We start from the raw sequence: 15,206 nt of genomic DNA, 5'->3' as shown, positions 1-15,206 counted from the left end.
AAAAAAGCCGTACCTGGGCCTCTTCCGCGTCCCACAGCACGTGCGCGCTGCTGACGATATAACCGTCGGCCGTGAGCACAAAACCGGAGGCCAGGTCGCGTGCCTCACCGCGCGCCAGGCCTATGGGTTGCGGCCGGGCCAACTGGTCACCAAAGCTGTCCTGTGGGGCGAATTCCGGTTCCGGGCCGTCGCTGCCGCCGCGCACCCATGCGCTGATGGTGCTGATTTCCACGACGCCGGCGCCGCGGCTGGCCACAATGGCACCGGCTGACAGGGAAGTCCGGCGGCCCTTCGGCTCCGCATGGGCGCTTTCCAGATACAGGGCGGCGCATGCCACCAGGGCAGCGAGCAAAAGACGATGGAACTTCATGCGGCCATTGAACACGGCACCGGTATCCATCCACTTGCGCCAACGCAAGCCCGACGAAAAAATGCAGCCGGGACGTTCCGCCTCAAACCGCCGCGCCGCCGCCGGGACTGACCTCGGTGCCGGCGCGGCCCGCCAGCATCTCCTCGATCTGGGCCAGCGAACCTATCAAGGCCTTCTTTCCCGTCTTCAAGACGAAGCCGGCGGCGGCCTGCACCTTGGGGCCCATGGAGCCCGCGGGGAAGCTGTGCTCCAGCAATTCCTGCGGCCTGACCTTGCCGAGAGCGCGCTGCGACGGCAGTCCCCAGTCGAGGTAGACGGCGTCCACGTCGGTGGCGATCACCAGGCAGTCGGCACCCAGCTCCAGCGCGAGCAGGGCGCTGGTCAGGTCCTTGTCAATCACGGCGTCCACGCCCTCCAGGGCCCACCCGCCGGCCGTGCGCGCCACCGGGATGCCGCCGCCGCCCGCCGCGATGACCACGGCCTTGTGCTGCAGCAGCCAGCGCAGCGGGTCCGCGCTCAGCACGCGCAGGGGCAGGGGCGAAGCCACGACGCGCCTGAAGCTTGCGCCGTCGGGCGCGACATGCCAGTGCATGGCTTGCGCAAGCCGCTCGGCTTCCTCCTGGGTGTAGACAGGCCCTATGGGTTTGGTGGGCCGACCGAAAGCCGGGTCGGCGAGATCGACTTCCACGCGCGTGAGCAGGGTGACCACTGGGCGGTTGGGCGCAAGCTGGTTGGCGAGTTCCTGCTCCAGCAGGTAGCCGATCATGCCCTCGGTCTGTGCGCCCAGCATGTCGAGCGGGTAGGGCGCCACCGCCGTGTAGGCCGAGTTCTGCAGCGCCAGCAGGCCAATCTGCGGCCCGTTGCCGTGCGTCACCACCAGCTCATGGTGCAGCGCGACGCGGGCCAGCTGGGCCGCCACGCCCCGGATGTTTTCCAGCAGGTGCTGCGCGCTGAGCGACTGGCCCCGGCGCAGCAAGGCATTGCCGCCCAGCGCCACGACCAGCCTCATGACAGCGTGGCCACGAGCACGGCCTTGATGGTGTGCATGCGGTTTTCCGCCTGCGTGAACACGATGGATGCGTCGGATTCAAAAACTTCGTCGGTCACCTCGATCTCGCTGAGGCCGTAGCGCTCGTGGATCTGGCGGCCGACTTCGGTGTCCAGGTTGTGGAAAGCCGGCAGGCAATGCATGAAGCGGGTGCGCGGCTTGCCGGTGGCCTTCATCAAGGCGCTGTTGACCTGAAAGGGCAGCAGCTGCTCAATCCTGAGTTTCCAGGTTTCGTCGGGCTCGCCCATGGAGACCCAGACGTCGGTGTAAAGAAAGTCCGCGCCCTTGACGGCTTCGGCCGGATCGTTGCTGAGGGTGATGCGCGCGCCTGTCGTTTTCGCCAGCTCGCGCATTTCAGCGACCAGGGCCGGCGGCGGCATCAGCGCGGCGGGAGCAGCGATGCGCACGTCCATGCCCATCTGCGTGCCGCCCACCAGCAGCGAGCAGCCCATGTTGAAGCGGGCGTCGCCCAGGTAGCAAAAAGACAGTTCGTGCAGCGGCTTTTCGCCGAACTCCTGCATGGTCAGCAGGTCCGCCAGCACCTGGGTCGGGTGCGATTCATCCGTGAGCCCGTTCCACACCGGCACGTGCGAGAAGCGCGCGATCTCCTCCACCACCGTCTGGTGAAAGCCGCGGTACTCGATGCCGTCGTACAGCCGGCCCAATACCCGGGCCGTGTCTTTCAGGGACTCCTTGTGGCCCAGCTGCGAGCTGACCGGGTCGATGTAGGTCACGTGGCCGCCCTGGTCATGCACCGCGACTTCAAACGCGCAGCGCGTGCGGGTGGAGGCTTTCTCGAAAATCAGCGCGATGTTTTTCCCCTTCAGGCGCGCCAGTTCATTGCCCGCGTATTTGGAGCGCTTGAGTTCGGCGGCCAGGTCCAGCAGGAAACGGATGTCCCGCGGGGAAAAGTCCTTGAGGTCCAGCAGGCTGCGGTTGTGTAGGTTGAAGCTCATGGGTAACCGTCTTTCGTGGATGCCTCGATGGTGGGGCGGATCAGGCGGCGTCGCGCTCAATCGGACAGGACATGCAGTGGCTGCCGCCGCGGCCGCGCCCCAGTTCGCCGCTGGGAATGGTGATGACTTCGACGCCGGCCTTGCGCAGCAGGGTGTTGGTGTGGGTGTTGCGGTTGTAGGCCATGACGACGCCGGGCGACAGCGCCAGCACGTTGTTGCCGTCGTCCCACTGCTCGCGCTCGGCTTCGTAGGCATTGCCGCCGGTGGCGACGACGCGCAGCCTGGGCAATCCCAGTGCCTGCGCAAGCACCTCCAGCAGGGGCTCGGTTTCGGCCCTGACGTCCAGCTCGCCCGGCTTCGTGCCGGGCCGAAGGCTGAACACGCGGATCGCCTGCACGATGTCCGGGAACACCGTCACCAGGTCGCGGTCGCAAAAGGTCAGCACCGTGTCCAGGTGCATGGCGCCGCGCGATTTGGGCAACTGGGCGGCCAGCACCCGGGTCGCGGCGCCGCGGGTAAACAGGCTGCGCGCGAGTTGGGTCACGGCCTGCGGCGAGGTCCGCTCGCCCATGCCGACCAGCACCAGGCCCTTGCCCAGCGGCATGACGTCGCCGCCTTCGAGCGAGGCCTGCGCGTGCGGCTGTCCCGGGTCGCCCCACCATTCGGTGACCTTGCCCGCGAACGCCGGATGGGAGCGGTAAATGGTCGCCATGAGCAGGCTTTCCCGCCGCCGCGCGGGCCAGTACATGGCCCCCAGCGCCACGCCGTCGCCTATCCAGCAACTGCTGTCGCGCGTGAACAGGGTGTTGGGCAGGGCGGGCAGCAGCAGGTCCGACGGGCTTGCGCAGGCGGCCGTGAGGCCGGGCAGCTTGAAGGGCAGGTCCGCCGGTGTCAGCCCGCCGATCAGGAATTCAGCCAGCCGGGCCGGCGGCAGCTCCTGCAGCCAGGGCCGCAGCACACCCGCGGCTTCAAAGTCGGTGCCGGCCAGTTCGCGGTCCAGCAGCCGGTCGCGTGTCATCGGGTTGCCGACCGTGACCGCGAGAAGGTCGTGCAGTTCCAGCACTTCCACGCCGTGCTCCGTCATGGCGCTGGTAAAGGCATAGTGGTCGTTTTTGGCCTGCGCGACCCACATCACGTCGTCGAACAGCATGTCCCGGCAGTTCGCGGGCGTCAGGCGCGTGTGCGCCAGGCCGGGCCTGCAGACCAGCACCTTGCGCAGCCGGCCCGTCTCTGAATGAACGCCGGCCATCACAGGCTCAACTTTCCGGCGGCCAGCATCCAGCCCGCCACCACCGCGAGTGCCAGCACCGCGGCGAGCATGGCTTTTTCGCCCGCGGTGAAGGGCTCACGGCGGGCCTGCCGTTTGGCGATGAAATACAGGGCCGCGCCGGGCGCATAGAGCAGGGCGCTCAGCAGCAGGTATTTGGCGCCGGCGGCGTACAGCAGCCACAGGCAGTACACCGAGGCGAGCGCGGCCACCGGCAAGTCCAGCCCGCCCCGGGCCGGGCCTGCACCCTCACCGCGCGCGGCCAGCTTGAGGCCGTAGAGCGCGCTGAACAGGTAGGGCAGCAGGATCATGGCCGTCGACAGCGAAATCAACGCCAGGTAGGACGCCTTGGACACCAGCGTGACGATGAGAAAAACCTGCACCATGGCGCTGCTCAGCCACAGGGCATTGGCCGGCACGCCCTTGCCGCTCTGGCGGCCCAGCCATTCGGGCATGACACCGCTGTTGGCCGGCGTGAACAGTGACTCGGCGGCCAGCAATGTCCAGGCCAGGAAGCCGCCGCCCACGGAAACGATCAGGCCTACATAGATGAGCACGGCGCCCCAGGTCCCCACGGCTTTTTCCAGCACGCCGGCCATCGAGGGGTTTTTCAGCCCGGCCAGTTCCGGCTGCGTGAAGATGCCCAGGGAGAGCAGCGAGACGGCCATCAGCAGGGCCAGGCAGATCAGAAAGCCTATGACCGTGGCCTTGCCGACGTCCTTGCGCTGGCGCGCGCGCGCCGAATAGACGCTGGCGCCCTCGATGCCGATAAAAACCCATACCGTCACCAGCATGGTGCTCTTGACCTGGTCCAGCACCGAGCCCAGCTTGGCGCCGCCCCAGAAATCCAGGCTGAAGGTGGGCGCCTGGAAAGCGGCCGCGGCCAGCACGATGAACAGCAGCAGCGGAATGACCTTGGCCACCGTGACCACGGCATTGACCCAGGCCGCGGTATTGATGCCGCGCAGCACCAGCGCATGCACCACCCATAGCACCACCGACGCGCCGGCGACGGCCGCGGGGGTGTTGCCTTCGCCGAAAGCCGGGAAGAAATAGCCGAGTGCGCCGAACGCGGCCACCAGGTAGCCGACGTTGCCTATCCAGGCGCTGATCCAGTAACCCCAGGCGGAGTTAAATCCTATGTAGTCGCCTGAGAGCGCGCGGGCGTAGGCGTAGACGCCGTTGTCGAGTTCGGGCTTGCGCAGCGCCAGCATCTGGTAGACGCGCGCCAGCACCAGCATGCCCACGCCGGTGACCAGCCAGCCGATCAGGATGGCGCCGGCACCGGCGCCCGCCGCCATGTTTTGCGGCAGGCCGAAGATGCCGCTGCCGATGATGGAACCCGTCACCAGCGCGACCAGCAGGCCCAGGCCCAGGCTGCCCTGGGACGGCCGGGTGGTGGGAATGGCCCGCGGCACCGGTGACGAGGCGGGCGTTGTTGACAGTGTGTTCATGGAATGCTTTCAGGTGATGAGCGCTTACTGGACCAGCAGCACGGGCACGTCGACGTCGGCCACCACACGCTGGGCGACGCTACCCAGCAGGGCGCGGCCCAGCAGGCCGTGGCCGTGCGTGCCCATGACCACCATGTGGACCTTCTCGCGTTTGGCCGCCTGCACGATCTGCGTGGCCGGTATGCCGGCGACCCAGGAGGCGCGAAAAGGGATGTCGTGGCGCTTGAGGAAGCGTTCTATGGGCTCAAGCACTTTCTGGGCTTCGTCGCGGTGGTAGGCGTAGACCGTGGCCGCGCCCAGCATGGTCTTGACGCGCGGGGAGACGGCCATCTGCACGTTCAGCACGACCAACTCCGCATCGGGGCCCATCAGGGTTTCATGGGTGACCAGGAAGGCCAGGGCCTTTTTGGTGAACTTGCTGCCGTCAACGGCCAGAAGGACTCTCATGTTGTTCTCCGGGAAGAGGGTTGAAACGGCGCGCGTTCAGCGCAGGACCAGGACGGGAATGCCGCTGTGCGTGAGCACCTGCTGGGTCTCGCTGCCGAGCAGGATGCGCGAGATGCCCTTGCGGCCGTGCGAGGCCATCACGATGAGATCGCTTTTGTTCTTTTTGGCCGTAGCCAGGATGGAGGCCGCGACGAGGTCGGACTTGACGACCACGGCCTTGGACTTGACGCCCGCGGCTTCGGCGGACTTGCAGACCGCGTCGACGATGGCCTGGCCCCGGTCGGCCCAATCCTTTTCGATGCGCCCGACTTCCTGAGGCGAAATGCTGGCACCGCCCTCGAAGTAGCTCACGGGATAGCGCGGCACGACGTTGAGCGCCACCAGTCCGGCCTCCAGGGATGCCGCGAGGGCGATGGCGTCCTTGACCGCTTTTTTGGACAGTGTGGAGCCGTCGGTGGCAACAAGAATGCGTTGGTACATGGTGGTTCTCCTGTGTGTTGATGTGCCGCAGTCTAGGAGCGCCGCGGCGGCCCGGTCTTGATCCATGTCAAGGGCGCGGCACATGATGCCGGCTCTCTGCCGCAGCGCTTGCGGTGAGACCTTTTGCTGTGTACGAGACCGCGGCGGCCCGGGAAGATTTCCGGAGCGGCTCAGCGCGCGGCGGAAATCCTCTGCGCCGGCCCGGACAGGCCGAGTCCGGCGGGGGCGGTGCGCGGATACCGGTAAATCGTGTCGTTCAGATACCCGGCCACTTCCGTGATATCCGCCTCGCCCCATTGCAGCCCGGTGTTGCCTTGCCAGAAGCGAACCTGCGCCTTCAGGCTCTCCCAGTCGCGCGCGCGGCGGTTGTTGCGCCAGTGCATCTCCGAGGTGTGGCAGGCGATGCAATGTGTCGTGTACAGCAACTCCCCGCGGCCGGGCACGGGCGTTGTCTGGGCATGCGCCGCCAGGCCGGCGAGCGCTATGGCGGCCGGCACAAGACAGCGGCCCGCAAACCTTGCTGGCGATGGTGATGGCGATGCCATGGAATCCATCAATGCGCCGCGTCGCTGCCCGCGGGGAGGTGGGCCCGCAAGTGTGTTCCGCTACCCGGCCCCGACTCCACGATCAGCGTGCCGCCGCACGCTTCAATCCGATGTCTCATGCCGATAAGGCCATGCCCGAAATTCTGGTCGGTATCGGCATTGAAGCCGACGCCGTCGTCCTTCACGTCAACCTGCACGCCGTCACCGGCTTCAAGCAGGGTAATGGAGCAACGGGAGGCGCCTGCATATTTGCCGATGTTCGTCAGCGCCTCCTCTGCAAGCCGGTAGACAGCGAGCTGTGCGGAAGCGGGCAGGGCGACATCGGCCAGGCTGGTCGTCACACCGATCCCGGACGCCGATGAGAAATCCTGCGCCAGCCGCGCGACGGCTTTGGCCAGTCCTTGTGTCAGAAGCAGCGGCGGCTCCAGGCCATCGATGATCCGGCGCTTGAGCGCCATGGCTTGATTCAGGATGTCCATCAGATGGTGGAGATGCCCGGAGGCCGCCGGCGAAATCCTGGCCAGCTCCGGCTCTATGCAGGCAACATCAAGCTTGGCACTCATCAGAAGGCTGCCAAGAGCGTCGTGCAGCTCCCGCGCGAGATGCTCGCGCTCCTGGACGCGAACCTGTTCCTGGCAGCTTCGACAGAAGGGCAATGGCAACGAAACCGCGCCGGGAGATCCCCCGGAAGGTTTCATTCCAATTTCAGTGGCCATTTGAGTACTTCCTGGTTGCGTGGCTCGCATGAGGCCTCGCCTGGGAACCGCCAGGTCAAAGGAGGCTGGCGGGCTGTCGCCCCACCAGGCACGCGGATCGTTCAAATCTTAGGCCTGCCTCAGGCGCACGCACCGGCTGATTCATCCGCATGTGCGATAGGACAATAAGAGGAAAGATTCCTCTTCCAGTCGCACGGCTTTTGATCTGGCTCAAGGCTCCAGGCTTTCCGCTGTGGCAGGGGACTGTCCGTGCGCAGGGAAAACCCATTGAATTCCTTCAATCCACCGCTGAACAGGTGACCCGGCTTTGGGCAGCGCCGGCCGGCAAACCTGTTGCGGACAGTGATGACATGGCCTTACTCTGCGCGTGGCATCGGCATGTGTCTGTTCGCCAGCGAACTTATACGGCTGCGCCAAACAGCGCGCCCACACCCGCGGTCACGCCCATGGCCAGCGCGCCCCAGAAAGTCACGCGCCAGGCGCCGGGCAGAACTGCCGCGCCGCCGGCCCGGGCGGCCGTCGCACCCAGAAACGCCAGAAATACCAGGGAGCTTACCGATACCCACCAGATCAGCGTGTCGCCGGGCGCCACCGCGGTGACGGCCAGCGGCAGCAGGGCGCCGGCCGCAAAGCTGGCCGCCGACGCGAGCGCAGCCTGCAGCGGCCGGGCCGTCATGGTGTCGGAAATGCCCAGCTCATCGCGCGCGTGCGAACCCAGGGCGTCATGGGCCATGAGCTGCTGCGCAACCTGCCCGGCCAGCGCGTGGTCCAGCCCGCGCGCGACATAGATGGCAGTCAGTTCGCGGTGTTCGGACGCGGGGTCCTTGTCGAGTTCGGCGCGCTCCCGGGCCAGGTCGGCCTTCTCGGTATCGGACTGCGAGTGGACCGACACGTATTCGCCCGCGGCCATGGACATCGCCCCCGCCACCAGGGCGGCCACGCCTGTCATCAGCACGTTGCCGTGTGTCGCGCTGGCTGCGGCGACGCCGACGATCAGGCTGGCGGTCGATACGATGCCGTCATTGGCCCCCAGCACGGCGGCGCGAAGCCAGCCGATGCGCGAGGTTCTGTGCCATTCAAGGTGTCTCATGCATCCATCCTTCGCTCCAGGGCCAGGGGCGCATCAACGGCGGCCCGCAAGCATGCGGGTCAGTGTGTTGTCACGCAACAGATAGTGATGGTACAGGGCCGCCAATGCGTGCAGGCCCACCAGGAAATAGCCCACTGTCGCTCCCGCTTCGTGGATCTCCTTGATCCAGCCCGCCGCATTTTTGCTCTCGGCCATCAGCGCGGGCAGTTGCAGCCCGAAAAAAGGAATCGGCTGGCCGCGAGCGCTGAGTACCAGCCACCCGGCCAGGGGCAACCCGATCATCAGCACATAAAGCCCCGCATGCACCAGCCGGGCCAGGCGGCTTTGCCAGAGCGGCGGCGCCGGGGCTACGGGTGGGGCGCGATGGCAAAGATTGACCGCCAGGCGCAGCCAGGCCAGTACAAACACGGACAGGCCCAGCATGTAGTGCCAGGTCCTCAGCCCGCTGCGCATGTCGCTGCCTTTGGGGAAAGTTCCGCTGAGCTCCATGCAGATATAGACCGCCGCCAGCAGGACCAGCATGAACCAATGCAAGCCGATGGAAAGCGGGCCGTAACGTTTTTCCGTAGGGGTTTCTGAAATCATGGTGTTTTGTCGCTGTCATTGAAGTGAGGCGCTTGTTCAGGCCCCCAGCCTGGGATGTCCGGGGATGGCCTGCTAGCCCTGGATCAAAACAATGCCGCGTCGCGCCAGCCCGGGGCTTGATCCATGTCAAGGGCGGGGCACTCTGCGCTGGCTAAGCTTTCGCCATGCAAACCGCCCCCTCCTTGCCGCTGCTTTCCGCCGGCCCCGCGCCGCCGGCCGCAGGCAGCGCCACGCCGTGGGCCGCGCTGGACGAGCCGGCCGAGTGGGAAGGCTTCAGCCGGCCGGTGGCGGGGCGCGAGGGCTGGTGGGAGTCCTGCCTGGCGATCGAAGGCATGCATTGCGCGGCCTGCGCGCTCACCGTCGAGGCGGTGTTGCGCAAGCTGCCCGGCGTGGACACGGTCCAGGTCAACGGCGTGACCGCCACGGCGCGGCTGCAATGGAATCCACAAGCCACGCGGCCGTCGCTCTGGATGGCCGCACTGCGCCAGGCCGGCTACGGCGCCTTGCCGGCCGGCGACCTGCTGCTGGCCGGTAACCGGCAACGGGCCCAACGCCTGATGCTGTGGCGCTGGCTGGTGGCCGGCTTTTGCATGATGCAGGTCATGATGTACGCGGCGCCGGCCTACCTGGCGCCGGCCGGCGAGATCACGCCCGACATCCGGGCGCTGCTGGGCTGGGCCTCCTGGGTGCTGACGCTGCCGGTGCTGCTGTTTTCCTGCTGGCCGTTTTTTGCGGCGGCGCTGCGCGACGTGCGCAATATGCGCATCGGCATGGACGTGCCGGTGGCGCTGGGCGTGCTGATCGCCTTCGGGGCCAGCACGGCCGCGACCTTTGACCCGGCCGGTCCCTGGGGTGAGCATGCCTCCTACGACTCGGTGCCCATGTTTGTGTTTTTCCTGCTGTCGGGCCGGCTGCTGGAGCAGCGCCTGCGCGAGCGCACCGCCGGCGCGCTGGAGGCGCTGATGCGCCGCCTGCCGGACAGCGTGGAGCGGCAGGAGGCCGACGGCAGTTTCCGCGCGGTGGCCGTGCGCCGGCTTGCCCCGGGCGATTTGATCCGCGTGCTGCCGGGCCAGGCCTTTCCGGCCGATGGGGAGGTGGAAACCGGCGAGAGCAGGGTCGACCAGTCCCTGCTGACCGGTGAATCCAAGCCCTTGTTGCGGCGCGCCGGCGACGGCGTCATTGCCGGCAGCCACAACCTCACCAGCCTGCTGCTGGTTCGTGTGCAGCGGGTCGGCGCGCAAACCCGTTACGCCGAAATCGTCGCGCTGATGGAGCAGGCCTCGCTGGAAAAGCCCGGCCTGGTGCAGCTGGTGGACCGCATCGCGAGTCCTTTCCTGGCGGCCGTGCTGCTGGCGGCCGCCGGCGCGGCCTGGTGGTGGTGGCCTTTCGGGCAGGCGCATGCGATGGCGGTCGCGGTCTCGGTGCTCATCGTGACCTGCCCCTGCGCCCTGTCGCTGGCCACGCCGGCGGCCATGCTGGCCGGCGCGGGCGCGCTGGCGCGGCGCGGCCTGCTGGTGCGCAGGCTGCAGGCACTTGAAAGCTGCGCGGCCGTGGACACCGTGGTGTTCGACAAGACCGGCACGCTGACGCAGGACCGCATGGAAGTGGTCCTGGCCCACACCCCCCAAGGCGTGGACAAGGTGGATCGGGATCAGGCCTGTGACAGGGCGGGCGCGCTGGCCAGGCATTCGCTGCATCCGGTTTCCCGCGCCATCGCCGCGCGTTACCCCGCGCCGGACTGGGTGGCCAGCGAGGTGGAGGAGGTGGCCGGCCGGGGCCTGCGCGGTAAGGTCGCCAGGCTGGACGGCAGCGATGCGCGCTACCTTTACCTGGGCTCGGCCTCTTTTTGCCGTGCGCCTGTGCCGGGCCGCGATGTGCCGGTGCTGCAGGCGCATCTGTCCGATGGCGAACACTACCTGGCGGGCTTCGAGCTGGACGAGGCCATCCGTCCCGACGCGGCGCAGGCGGTGGCGGCCTTGCTCAAGCTCGGTGTCCGCGTGCAACTGCTGTCGGGCGACACCGGCCGGGCCGTGGCCCACCTGGCGCGCCGCGTCGGCATCGAGTGGTGCTTCGGCGAATGCACGCCGGAGATGAAACTGGCACATGTGCGCAGGCTCCAGCGCGAAGGCCACCGCGTCATGATGGTGGGCGACGGCATGAACGACGGGCCGGTGCTGGCCGCGGCCGATGTGTCCATGGCCATGGGCCAGGCCGTGCCGCTGGCCCAGGCCAGGGCGGATTTCATCATGACCGGCAACCGGCTTGCCAGCGTGGCGGCGCTGCTGGCGCAGGCGCGCCGAACCCGGAGGGTGGTGCGCCAGAACCTGCTCTGGGCCGCGCTGTACAACGCGGCCTGCGTGCCGCTGGCGATCGCAGGCCTGATGCCGACCTGGCTGGCGGGTTTCGGCATGGCGGCCAGTTCGCTGCTGGTGGTGGCCAATTCCGCAAGATTGGCGCGAAGCATTCCGGAGCTCTGAATGGACATCCTGTTTTTACTGATCCCGCTGTCGGTCGTGCTGGCGCTGCTCATCATTGGCGCGCTGGGCTGGGCCGTGTGGCGTGGGCAATTCGAGGCACTGGAGCAGGAAGGCGAGCGCATTCTTCACGGTGATTGACCTGCGTCAAGTGCCGCGCCGCCCGCCGCATCGACACTTTGAAACATCTAGACAAAAGGTGCTTCATGAACCAAGAAACGACGCAAGGGATCGCCTATCACGACACGGTGGTTCGCCAGTTCTCGCTGGCGGCGGTGCTCTGGGGGGTGGTGGGCATGGCGGTGGGCCTGTTCATCGCGGCCCAGCTGGCCTGGCCTGAACTGAACTTCGGCATCCCCTGGCTCAGCTACGGCCGGCTCAGGCCGCTGCACACCAACGCGGTGATCTTCGCCTTCGGCGGCTGCGCGCTCATAGGCAGCAGCTACTACGTGGTGCAGCGCACCGGCGGCGTGCCGCTGTTCGCGCCGCGCCTGGCGGCTTTCACATTCTGGGGCTGGCAGCTGGTCATCGTGGCCGCGGCGATCAGCCTGCCTCTGGGTTACACCACCGGCAAGGAATACGCCGAGCTCGAATGGCCCATCGACATCCTGATCACCCTGGTCTGGGTGGCTTACGCGGTGGTGTTCTTCGGCACCCTGGGTGTGCGCAAGGTCAGGCACATCTACGTGGCCAACTGGTTTTACGGCGCCTTCATCCTGGCGGTGGCGGTGCTGCACGTGGTCAACAGCGCCGAGATCCCTGCCGGCTGGATGAAGTCCTATTCGGCCTATGCCGGTGTGCAGGACGCCATGGTGCAGTGGTGGTACGGCCACAACGCCGTCGGCTTTTTCCTGACCGCGGGCTTCCTGGGCATGATGTATTACTTCATCCCCAAGCAGGCCGAGCGGCCGGTCTACAGCTACCGCCTGTCCATCGTCCACTTCTGGGCGCTGATCTTCACCTACATGTGGGCGGGCCCGCACCACCTGCACTACACGGCCTTGCCCGACTGGACGCAATCGGTGGGCATGGTGTTCTCGCTGATCCTGCTGGCGCCCAGCTGGGGCGGGATGATCAACGGCGTGATGACGCTGTCGGGCGCCTGGCACAAGCTGCGCGACGATCCCATCCTGCGCTTCCTGATCGTCTCGCTGTCCTTCTACGGCATGAGCACCTTCGAGGGGCCGCTGATGTCCATCAAGACCGTCAACGCGCTGTCGCACTACACGGACTGGACCGTCGGCCACGTGCATTCGGGCGCGCTGGGCTGGGTGGGCCTGATTTCCATGGGCACGCTGTACTACATGATCCCGCGCCTCTTCGGGCAAAAGCGGATGTACTCGGTGCGCGCCATCGAGGTGCATTTCTGGGTGGCCACCGTGGGCATCGTGCTCTACATCGCGGCCATGTGGATCGCCGGCGTGATGCAGGGCCTGATGTGGCGCGCCCTGAACGCCGACGGAACCCTGACCTACACCTTCGTTGAATCGGTCAAGGCCACCTATCCCTTCTACGTGGTGCGCTTCTTCGGCGGGGTGCTCTACCTGGGCGGCATGGTGCTGATGGCCTGGAACGTCTGCATGACGGCGGCCCGGGGCCGGCCCATCCGGGTGCCGGTGCCGGCGCTGGCACACGCATGACAAGACACAAGAGAAGAAGGAATACCCCATGAAAGACGACAACACAACGGCCGCCGGCTTCTCGCACGAGAAGATTGAGACCAACAACTTCCTGATGATCATCCTGATCCTGCTGGTGATCGCCGTGGGCGGCCTGGTGGAGATCGTGCCGCTGTTCTTCCAGAAGTCGACCACCGCGCCCATAGAAGGCGTCAAGCCCTACGGCGCGCTGCAGCTGGCCGGCCGCGACATCTACCTTCGTGAGGGTTGCTACAACTGCCACTCGCAGATGATCCGGCCTTTCCGCGCCGAGACGTTGCGCTACGGCCACTACTCGGTCGCCGGCGAGTTTGTCTACGACCATCCCTTCCAGTGGGGCAGCAAGCGCACCGGCCCCGACCTGCAGCGTGTGGGCGGCAAGTACACCGACGAGTGGCATCGCATCCACCTGAACAACCCGCGCGACGTGGTCCCTGAATCCAATATGCCGGCCTACAGCTGGCTGGAGAAGGCCAGCGTCAACCCGGCCGACATGGCGCCGCGCATGAAGGCGCTGCGCAGGGTAGGGGTGCCGTACAGCGATGCCGAAATCGCCGAGGCCGCTGGTGTGGTGAAGGACAAGACGGAAATGGACGCCCTGGTGGCCTATCTGCAAGTCATGGGCAAGGCCCTGAAATAAAGGAGGACACCATGGACGTCAATACGCTGCGCATCATCGCCACCCTGCTGTGCTTTGCCACCTTCATCGGCCTGCTGGTGTGGGCCTATTCAGGCCGCAACCGCAAGCGCTTTGAAGAGGACGCAAAGATCCCCTTCCTGCAGGACTAGCGCCATGCCGGGCATCTTCAAGGTTTTTTTCTTCACCGCACAACACATCGGGTGTGAGCTATGAGCGATTTCACAAACAACTTCTGGTCCTGGTATGTGGCCGCGCTGACCCTGGTCGGCATCATCGGCGCGCTGGTGCTGCTGTGGGCCACGGCCCGCAAAAAAATGCCCGAGCGCAGCGACAACACCACGGGCCATGTCTGGGACGAGGACCTGCGCGAGGCCAACAACCCCATGCCGCGCTGGTGGATGTGGCTGTTCGTCTTGTCCGTGATCTATTCGCTGCTGTACCTCATCGCCTATCCGGGCCTGGGCGCTTACCCGGGCGAGATGGGCTGGAGCACGCGCGGCGAATACGACAGCGCGATGGTCAAGGCGGACAAGGAACTGGCACCGCTGTATGCCGGCTTCAGCGCCCAAAGCGCCGAGCAGCTGGCAGGCGACGCCCATGCGATGGCGGTGGGCGAGCGCCTCTTCATGAACAACTGCGCCCAGTGCCACGGCTCGGACGCGCGCGGCAGCAAGGGCTTTCCCAACCTGGCCGACAGCGACTGGCTGCACGGCGGTTCGGCCGAGAAGATCAAGGAAACCCTGACCGGCGGCCGCAAGGGGCAGATGCCGCCCATGGCCGCGGCCGTGGGAACGCCCGAGGACGTCAAGAACGTGGCGCAGTACGTGCTGAGCCTGTCGGGCGGCCCGCATGATTCGGTGCGCGCCCAGCTCGGCAAATCGAAGTTCAGCGCCTGCGCGGCCTGCCACGGCGTGGACGGCAAGGGCAACACGACCCTGGGCGCGCCCAACCTGGCGGACGACATCTGGCTGCACGGCTGGGGCGAGCAGGCGATCGTCGACATCGTCAACAAGGGCAAGACCAACGAGATGCCCGCGCAGGCCGGCAAGCTCACGGAAGCGCAGATTCACGTGCTGACGGCCTACATCTGGGGGCTGTCCAACAAGGCCCCCGCGGCCAAGCTTTGAGGCGACAGTGACCCAGCCAGCCCTGCGCAAAATCATTCCCATCGTGCCGGCGGCGCAGCCGGCCGGTGAGTCGCTGTACGAGGCGCAAAAAAAGATCTACCCGCGCTCGGTCAGCGGGCTGTTCGCGCGCTGGCGCTGGGCTTTTGTCATCCTGACCCAGCTGTTCTTCTACGGCCTGCCGTGGCTGCAGTGGGGGCAGCGCCAGGCCGTGCTCTTCGACCTGGAGGCCAGGCGCTTTTACCTCTTCGGCTATGTGCTGTATCCGCAGGACTTCATCTACCTGACCGGCCTGCTGGTGGCCAGCGCCTTGTCGCTGTTCCTGTTCACGGCGGTGGCCGGCCGCCTGTGG

17 protein-coding genes and 1 pseudogene are annotated in these 15,206 nt (G+C 66.6%); 7 read left to right on the top strand and 11 right to left on the bottom strand.

Features of this window, described 5'->3' with window-relative positions; genetic code table 11:
* From PMI15_RS06680 to PMI15_RS06630, 11 genes and pseudogenes are all read right to left on the bottom strand, one after another.
* Window positions 1-400: pseudogene (locus PMI15_RS06680) on the bottom strand (S1C family serine protease); the annotation flags it as partial.
* Window positions 401-452: 52 nt separating this feature from the next.
* Complete coding sequence (gene arcC, locus PMI15_RS06675; protein WP_007865581.1) at window positions 453-1,379, bottom strand: carbamate kinase; 927 nt, start codon at window positions 1,377-1,379, stop codon at window positions 453-455.
* On the bottom strand, window positions 1,376-2,374 hold the full coding sequence (gene argF / locus PMI15_RS06670; protein WP_007865566.1) for an ornithine carbamoyltransferase: 999 nt from the start codon (window positions 2,372-2,374) through the stop codon (window positions 1,376-1,378). Before argF ends, arcC begins: the two co-directional genes overlap by 4 nt.
* A 40-nt stretch (window positions 2,375-2,414) precedes the next feature.
* Complete coding sequence (locus PMI15_RS06665) at window positions 2,415-3,623, bottom strand: arginine deiminase (protein ID WP_007865564.1); 1,209 nt, start codon at window positions 3,621-3,623, stop codon at window positions 2,415-2,417.
* On the bottom strand, window positions 3,623-5,095 hold the full coding sequence (gene arcD / locus PMI15_RS06660) for an arginine-ornithine antiporter (RefSeq protein ID WP_007865562.1): 1,473 nt from the start codon (window positions 5,093-5,095) through the stop codon (window positions 3,623-3,625). The genes PMI15_RS06665 and arcD overlap by 1 nt, the downstream gene beginning before the upstream one ends.
* A 24-nt stretch (window positions 5,096-5,119) precedes the next feature.
* Window positions 5,120-5,542, bottom strand: coding sequence for a universal stress protein (locus PMI15_RS06655; protein ID WP_007865559.1), 423 nt, complete (start codon window positions 5,540-5,542; stop codon window positions 5,120-5,122).
* Window positions 5,543-5,578: 36 nt separating this feature from the next.
* Window positions 5,579-6,022: a universal stress protein gene (locus PMI15_RS06650; RefSeq protein WP_007865557.1), complete on the bottom strand. Its 444-nt coding sequence runs from the start codon at window positions 6,020-6,022 to the stop codon at window positions 5,579-5,581.
* A 170-nt stretch (window positions 6,023-6,192) separates the two neighbouring features.
* Entirely contained in the window at window positions 6,193-6,567 is a 375-nt protein-coding gene (locus PMI15_RS06645; protein ID WP_193372140.1) for a cytochrome C, read from the bottom strand.
* Between the two features lie 8 nt (window positions 6,568-6,575).
* A complete protein-coding gene (locus tag PMI15_RS06640) occupies window positions 6,576-7,283 on the bottom strand; it encodes a sensor histidine kinase (RefSeq protein ID WP_007865547.1) in 708 nt (235 codons plus the stop codon).
* Window positions 7,284-7,683: 400 nt separating this feature from the next.
* A complete protein-coding gene (locus tag PMI15_RS06635) occupies window positions 7,684-8,373 on the bottom strand; it encodes a VIT family protein (RefSeq protein WP_007865545.1) in 690 nt (229 codons plus the stop codon).
* Window positions 8,374-8,406: 33 nt separating this feature from the next.
* The gene (locus PMI15_RS06630) at window positions 8,407-8,958 is read right to left on the bottom strand and encodes a cytochrome b (RefSeq protein WP_007865543.1); all 552 of its coding nucleotides are present in this window, start codon (window positions 8,956-8,958) and stop codon (window positions 8,407-8,409) included.
* Between the two features lie 164 nt (window positions 8,959-9,122).
* Between PMI15_RS06630 and PMI15_RS06625 the strand changes: the two genes are divergently transcribed.
* The 7 genes from PMI15_RS06625 to PMI15_RS06595 form a co-directional block, all read left to right on the top strand.
* Window positions 9,123-11,435, top strand: a complete 2,313-nt coding sequence (locus tag PMI15_RS06625; protein ID WP_007865540.1) for a cation-translocating P-type ATPase — start codon at window positions 9,123-9,125, stop codon at window positions 11,433-11,435.
* Window positions 11,436-11,573, top strand: coding sequence for a cbb3-type cytochrome oxidase assembly protein CcoS (gene ccoS, locus PMI15_RS06620; protein WP_007865537.1), 138 nt, complete (start codon window positions 11,436-11,438; stop codon window positions 11,571-11,573).
* 65 nt (window positions 11,574-11,638) lie between these two features.
* Entirely contained in the window at window positions 11,639-13,072 is a 1,434-nt protein-coding gene (gene ccoN / locus PMI15_RS06615; protein ID WP_007865526.1) for a cytochrome-c oxidase, cbb3-type subunit I, read from the top strand.
* A gap of 28 nt (window positions 13,073-13,100) precedes the next feature.
* Window positions 13,101-13,730 carry a cytochrome-c oxidase, cbb3-type subunit II gene (gene ccoO / locus PMI15_RS06610; RefSeq protein ID WP_007865524.1) on the top strand — a complete coding sequence of 210 codons (630 nt, stop codon included), beginning with the start codon at window positions 13,101-13,103 and terminating at the stop codon, window positions 13,728-13,730.
* 11 nt (window positions 13,731-13,741) lie between these two features.
* Window positions 13,742-13,879 carry a CcoQ/FixQ family Cbb3-type cytochrome c oxidase assembly chaperone gene (locus PMI15_RS06605; protein WP_007865517.1) on the top strand — a complete coding sequence of 46 codons (138 nt, stop codon included), beginning with the start codon at window positions 13,742-13,744 and terminating at the stop codon, window positions 13,877-13,879.
* Between the two features lie 60 nt (window positions 13,880-13,939).
* Window positions 13,940-14,857, top strand: a complete 918-nt coding sequence (gene ccoP / locus PMI15_RS06600) for a cytochrome-c oxidase, cbb3-type subunit III (protein ID WP_007865514.1) — start codon at window positions 13,940-13,942, stop codon at window positions 14,855-14,857.
* 31 nt (window positions 14,858-14,888) lie between these two features.
* Window positions 14,889-15,206: 4Fe-4S binding protein (locus PMI15_RS06595; RefSeq protein WP_369751950.1), on the top strand; the 318-nt coding region annotated here is incomplete at its 3' end.

The sequence above is a fragment of the Polaromonas sp. CF318 genome (assembly GCF_000282655.1).
GTDB lineage: Bacteria > Pseudomonadota > Gammaproteobacteria > Burkholderiales > Burkholderiaceae_C > Polaromonas.
This window is presented reverse-complemented; position numbering and strand designations above follow the sequence as displayed.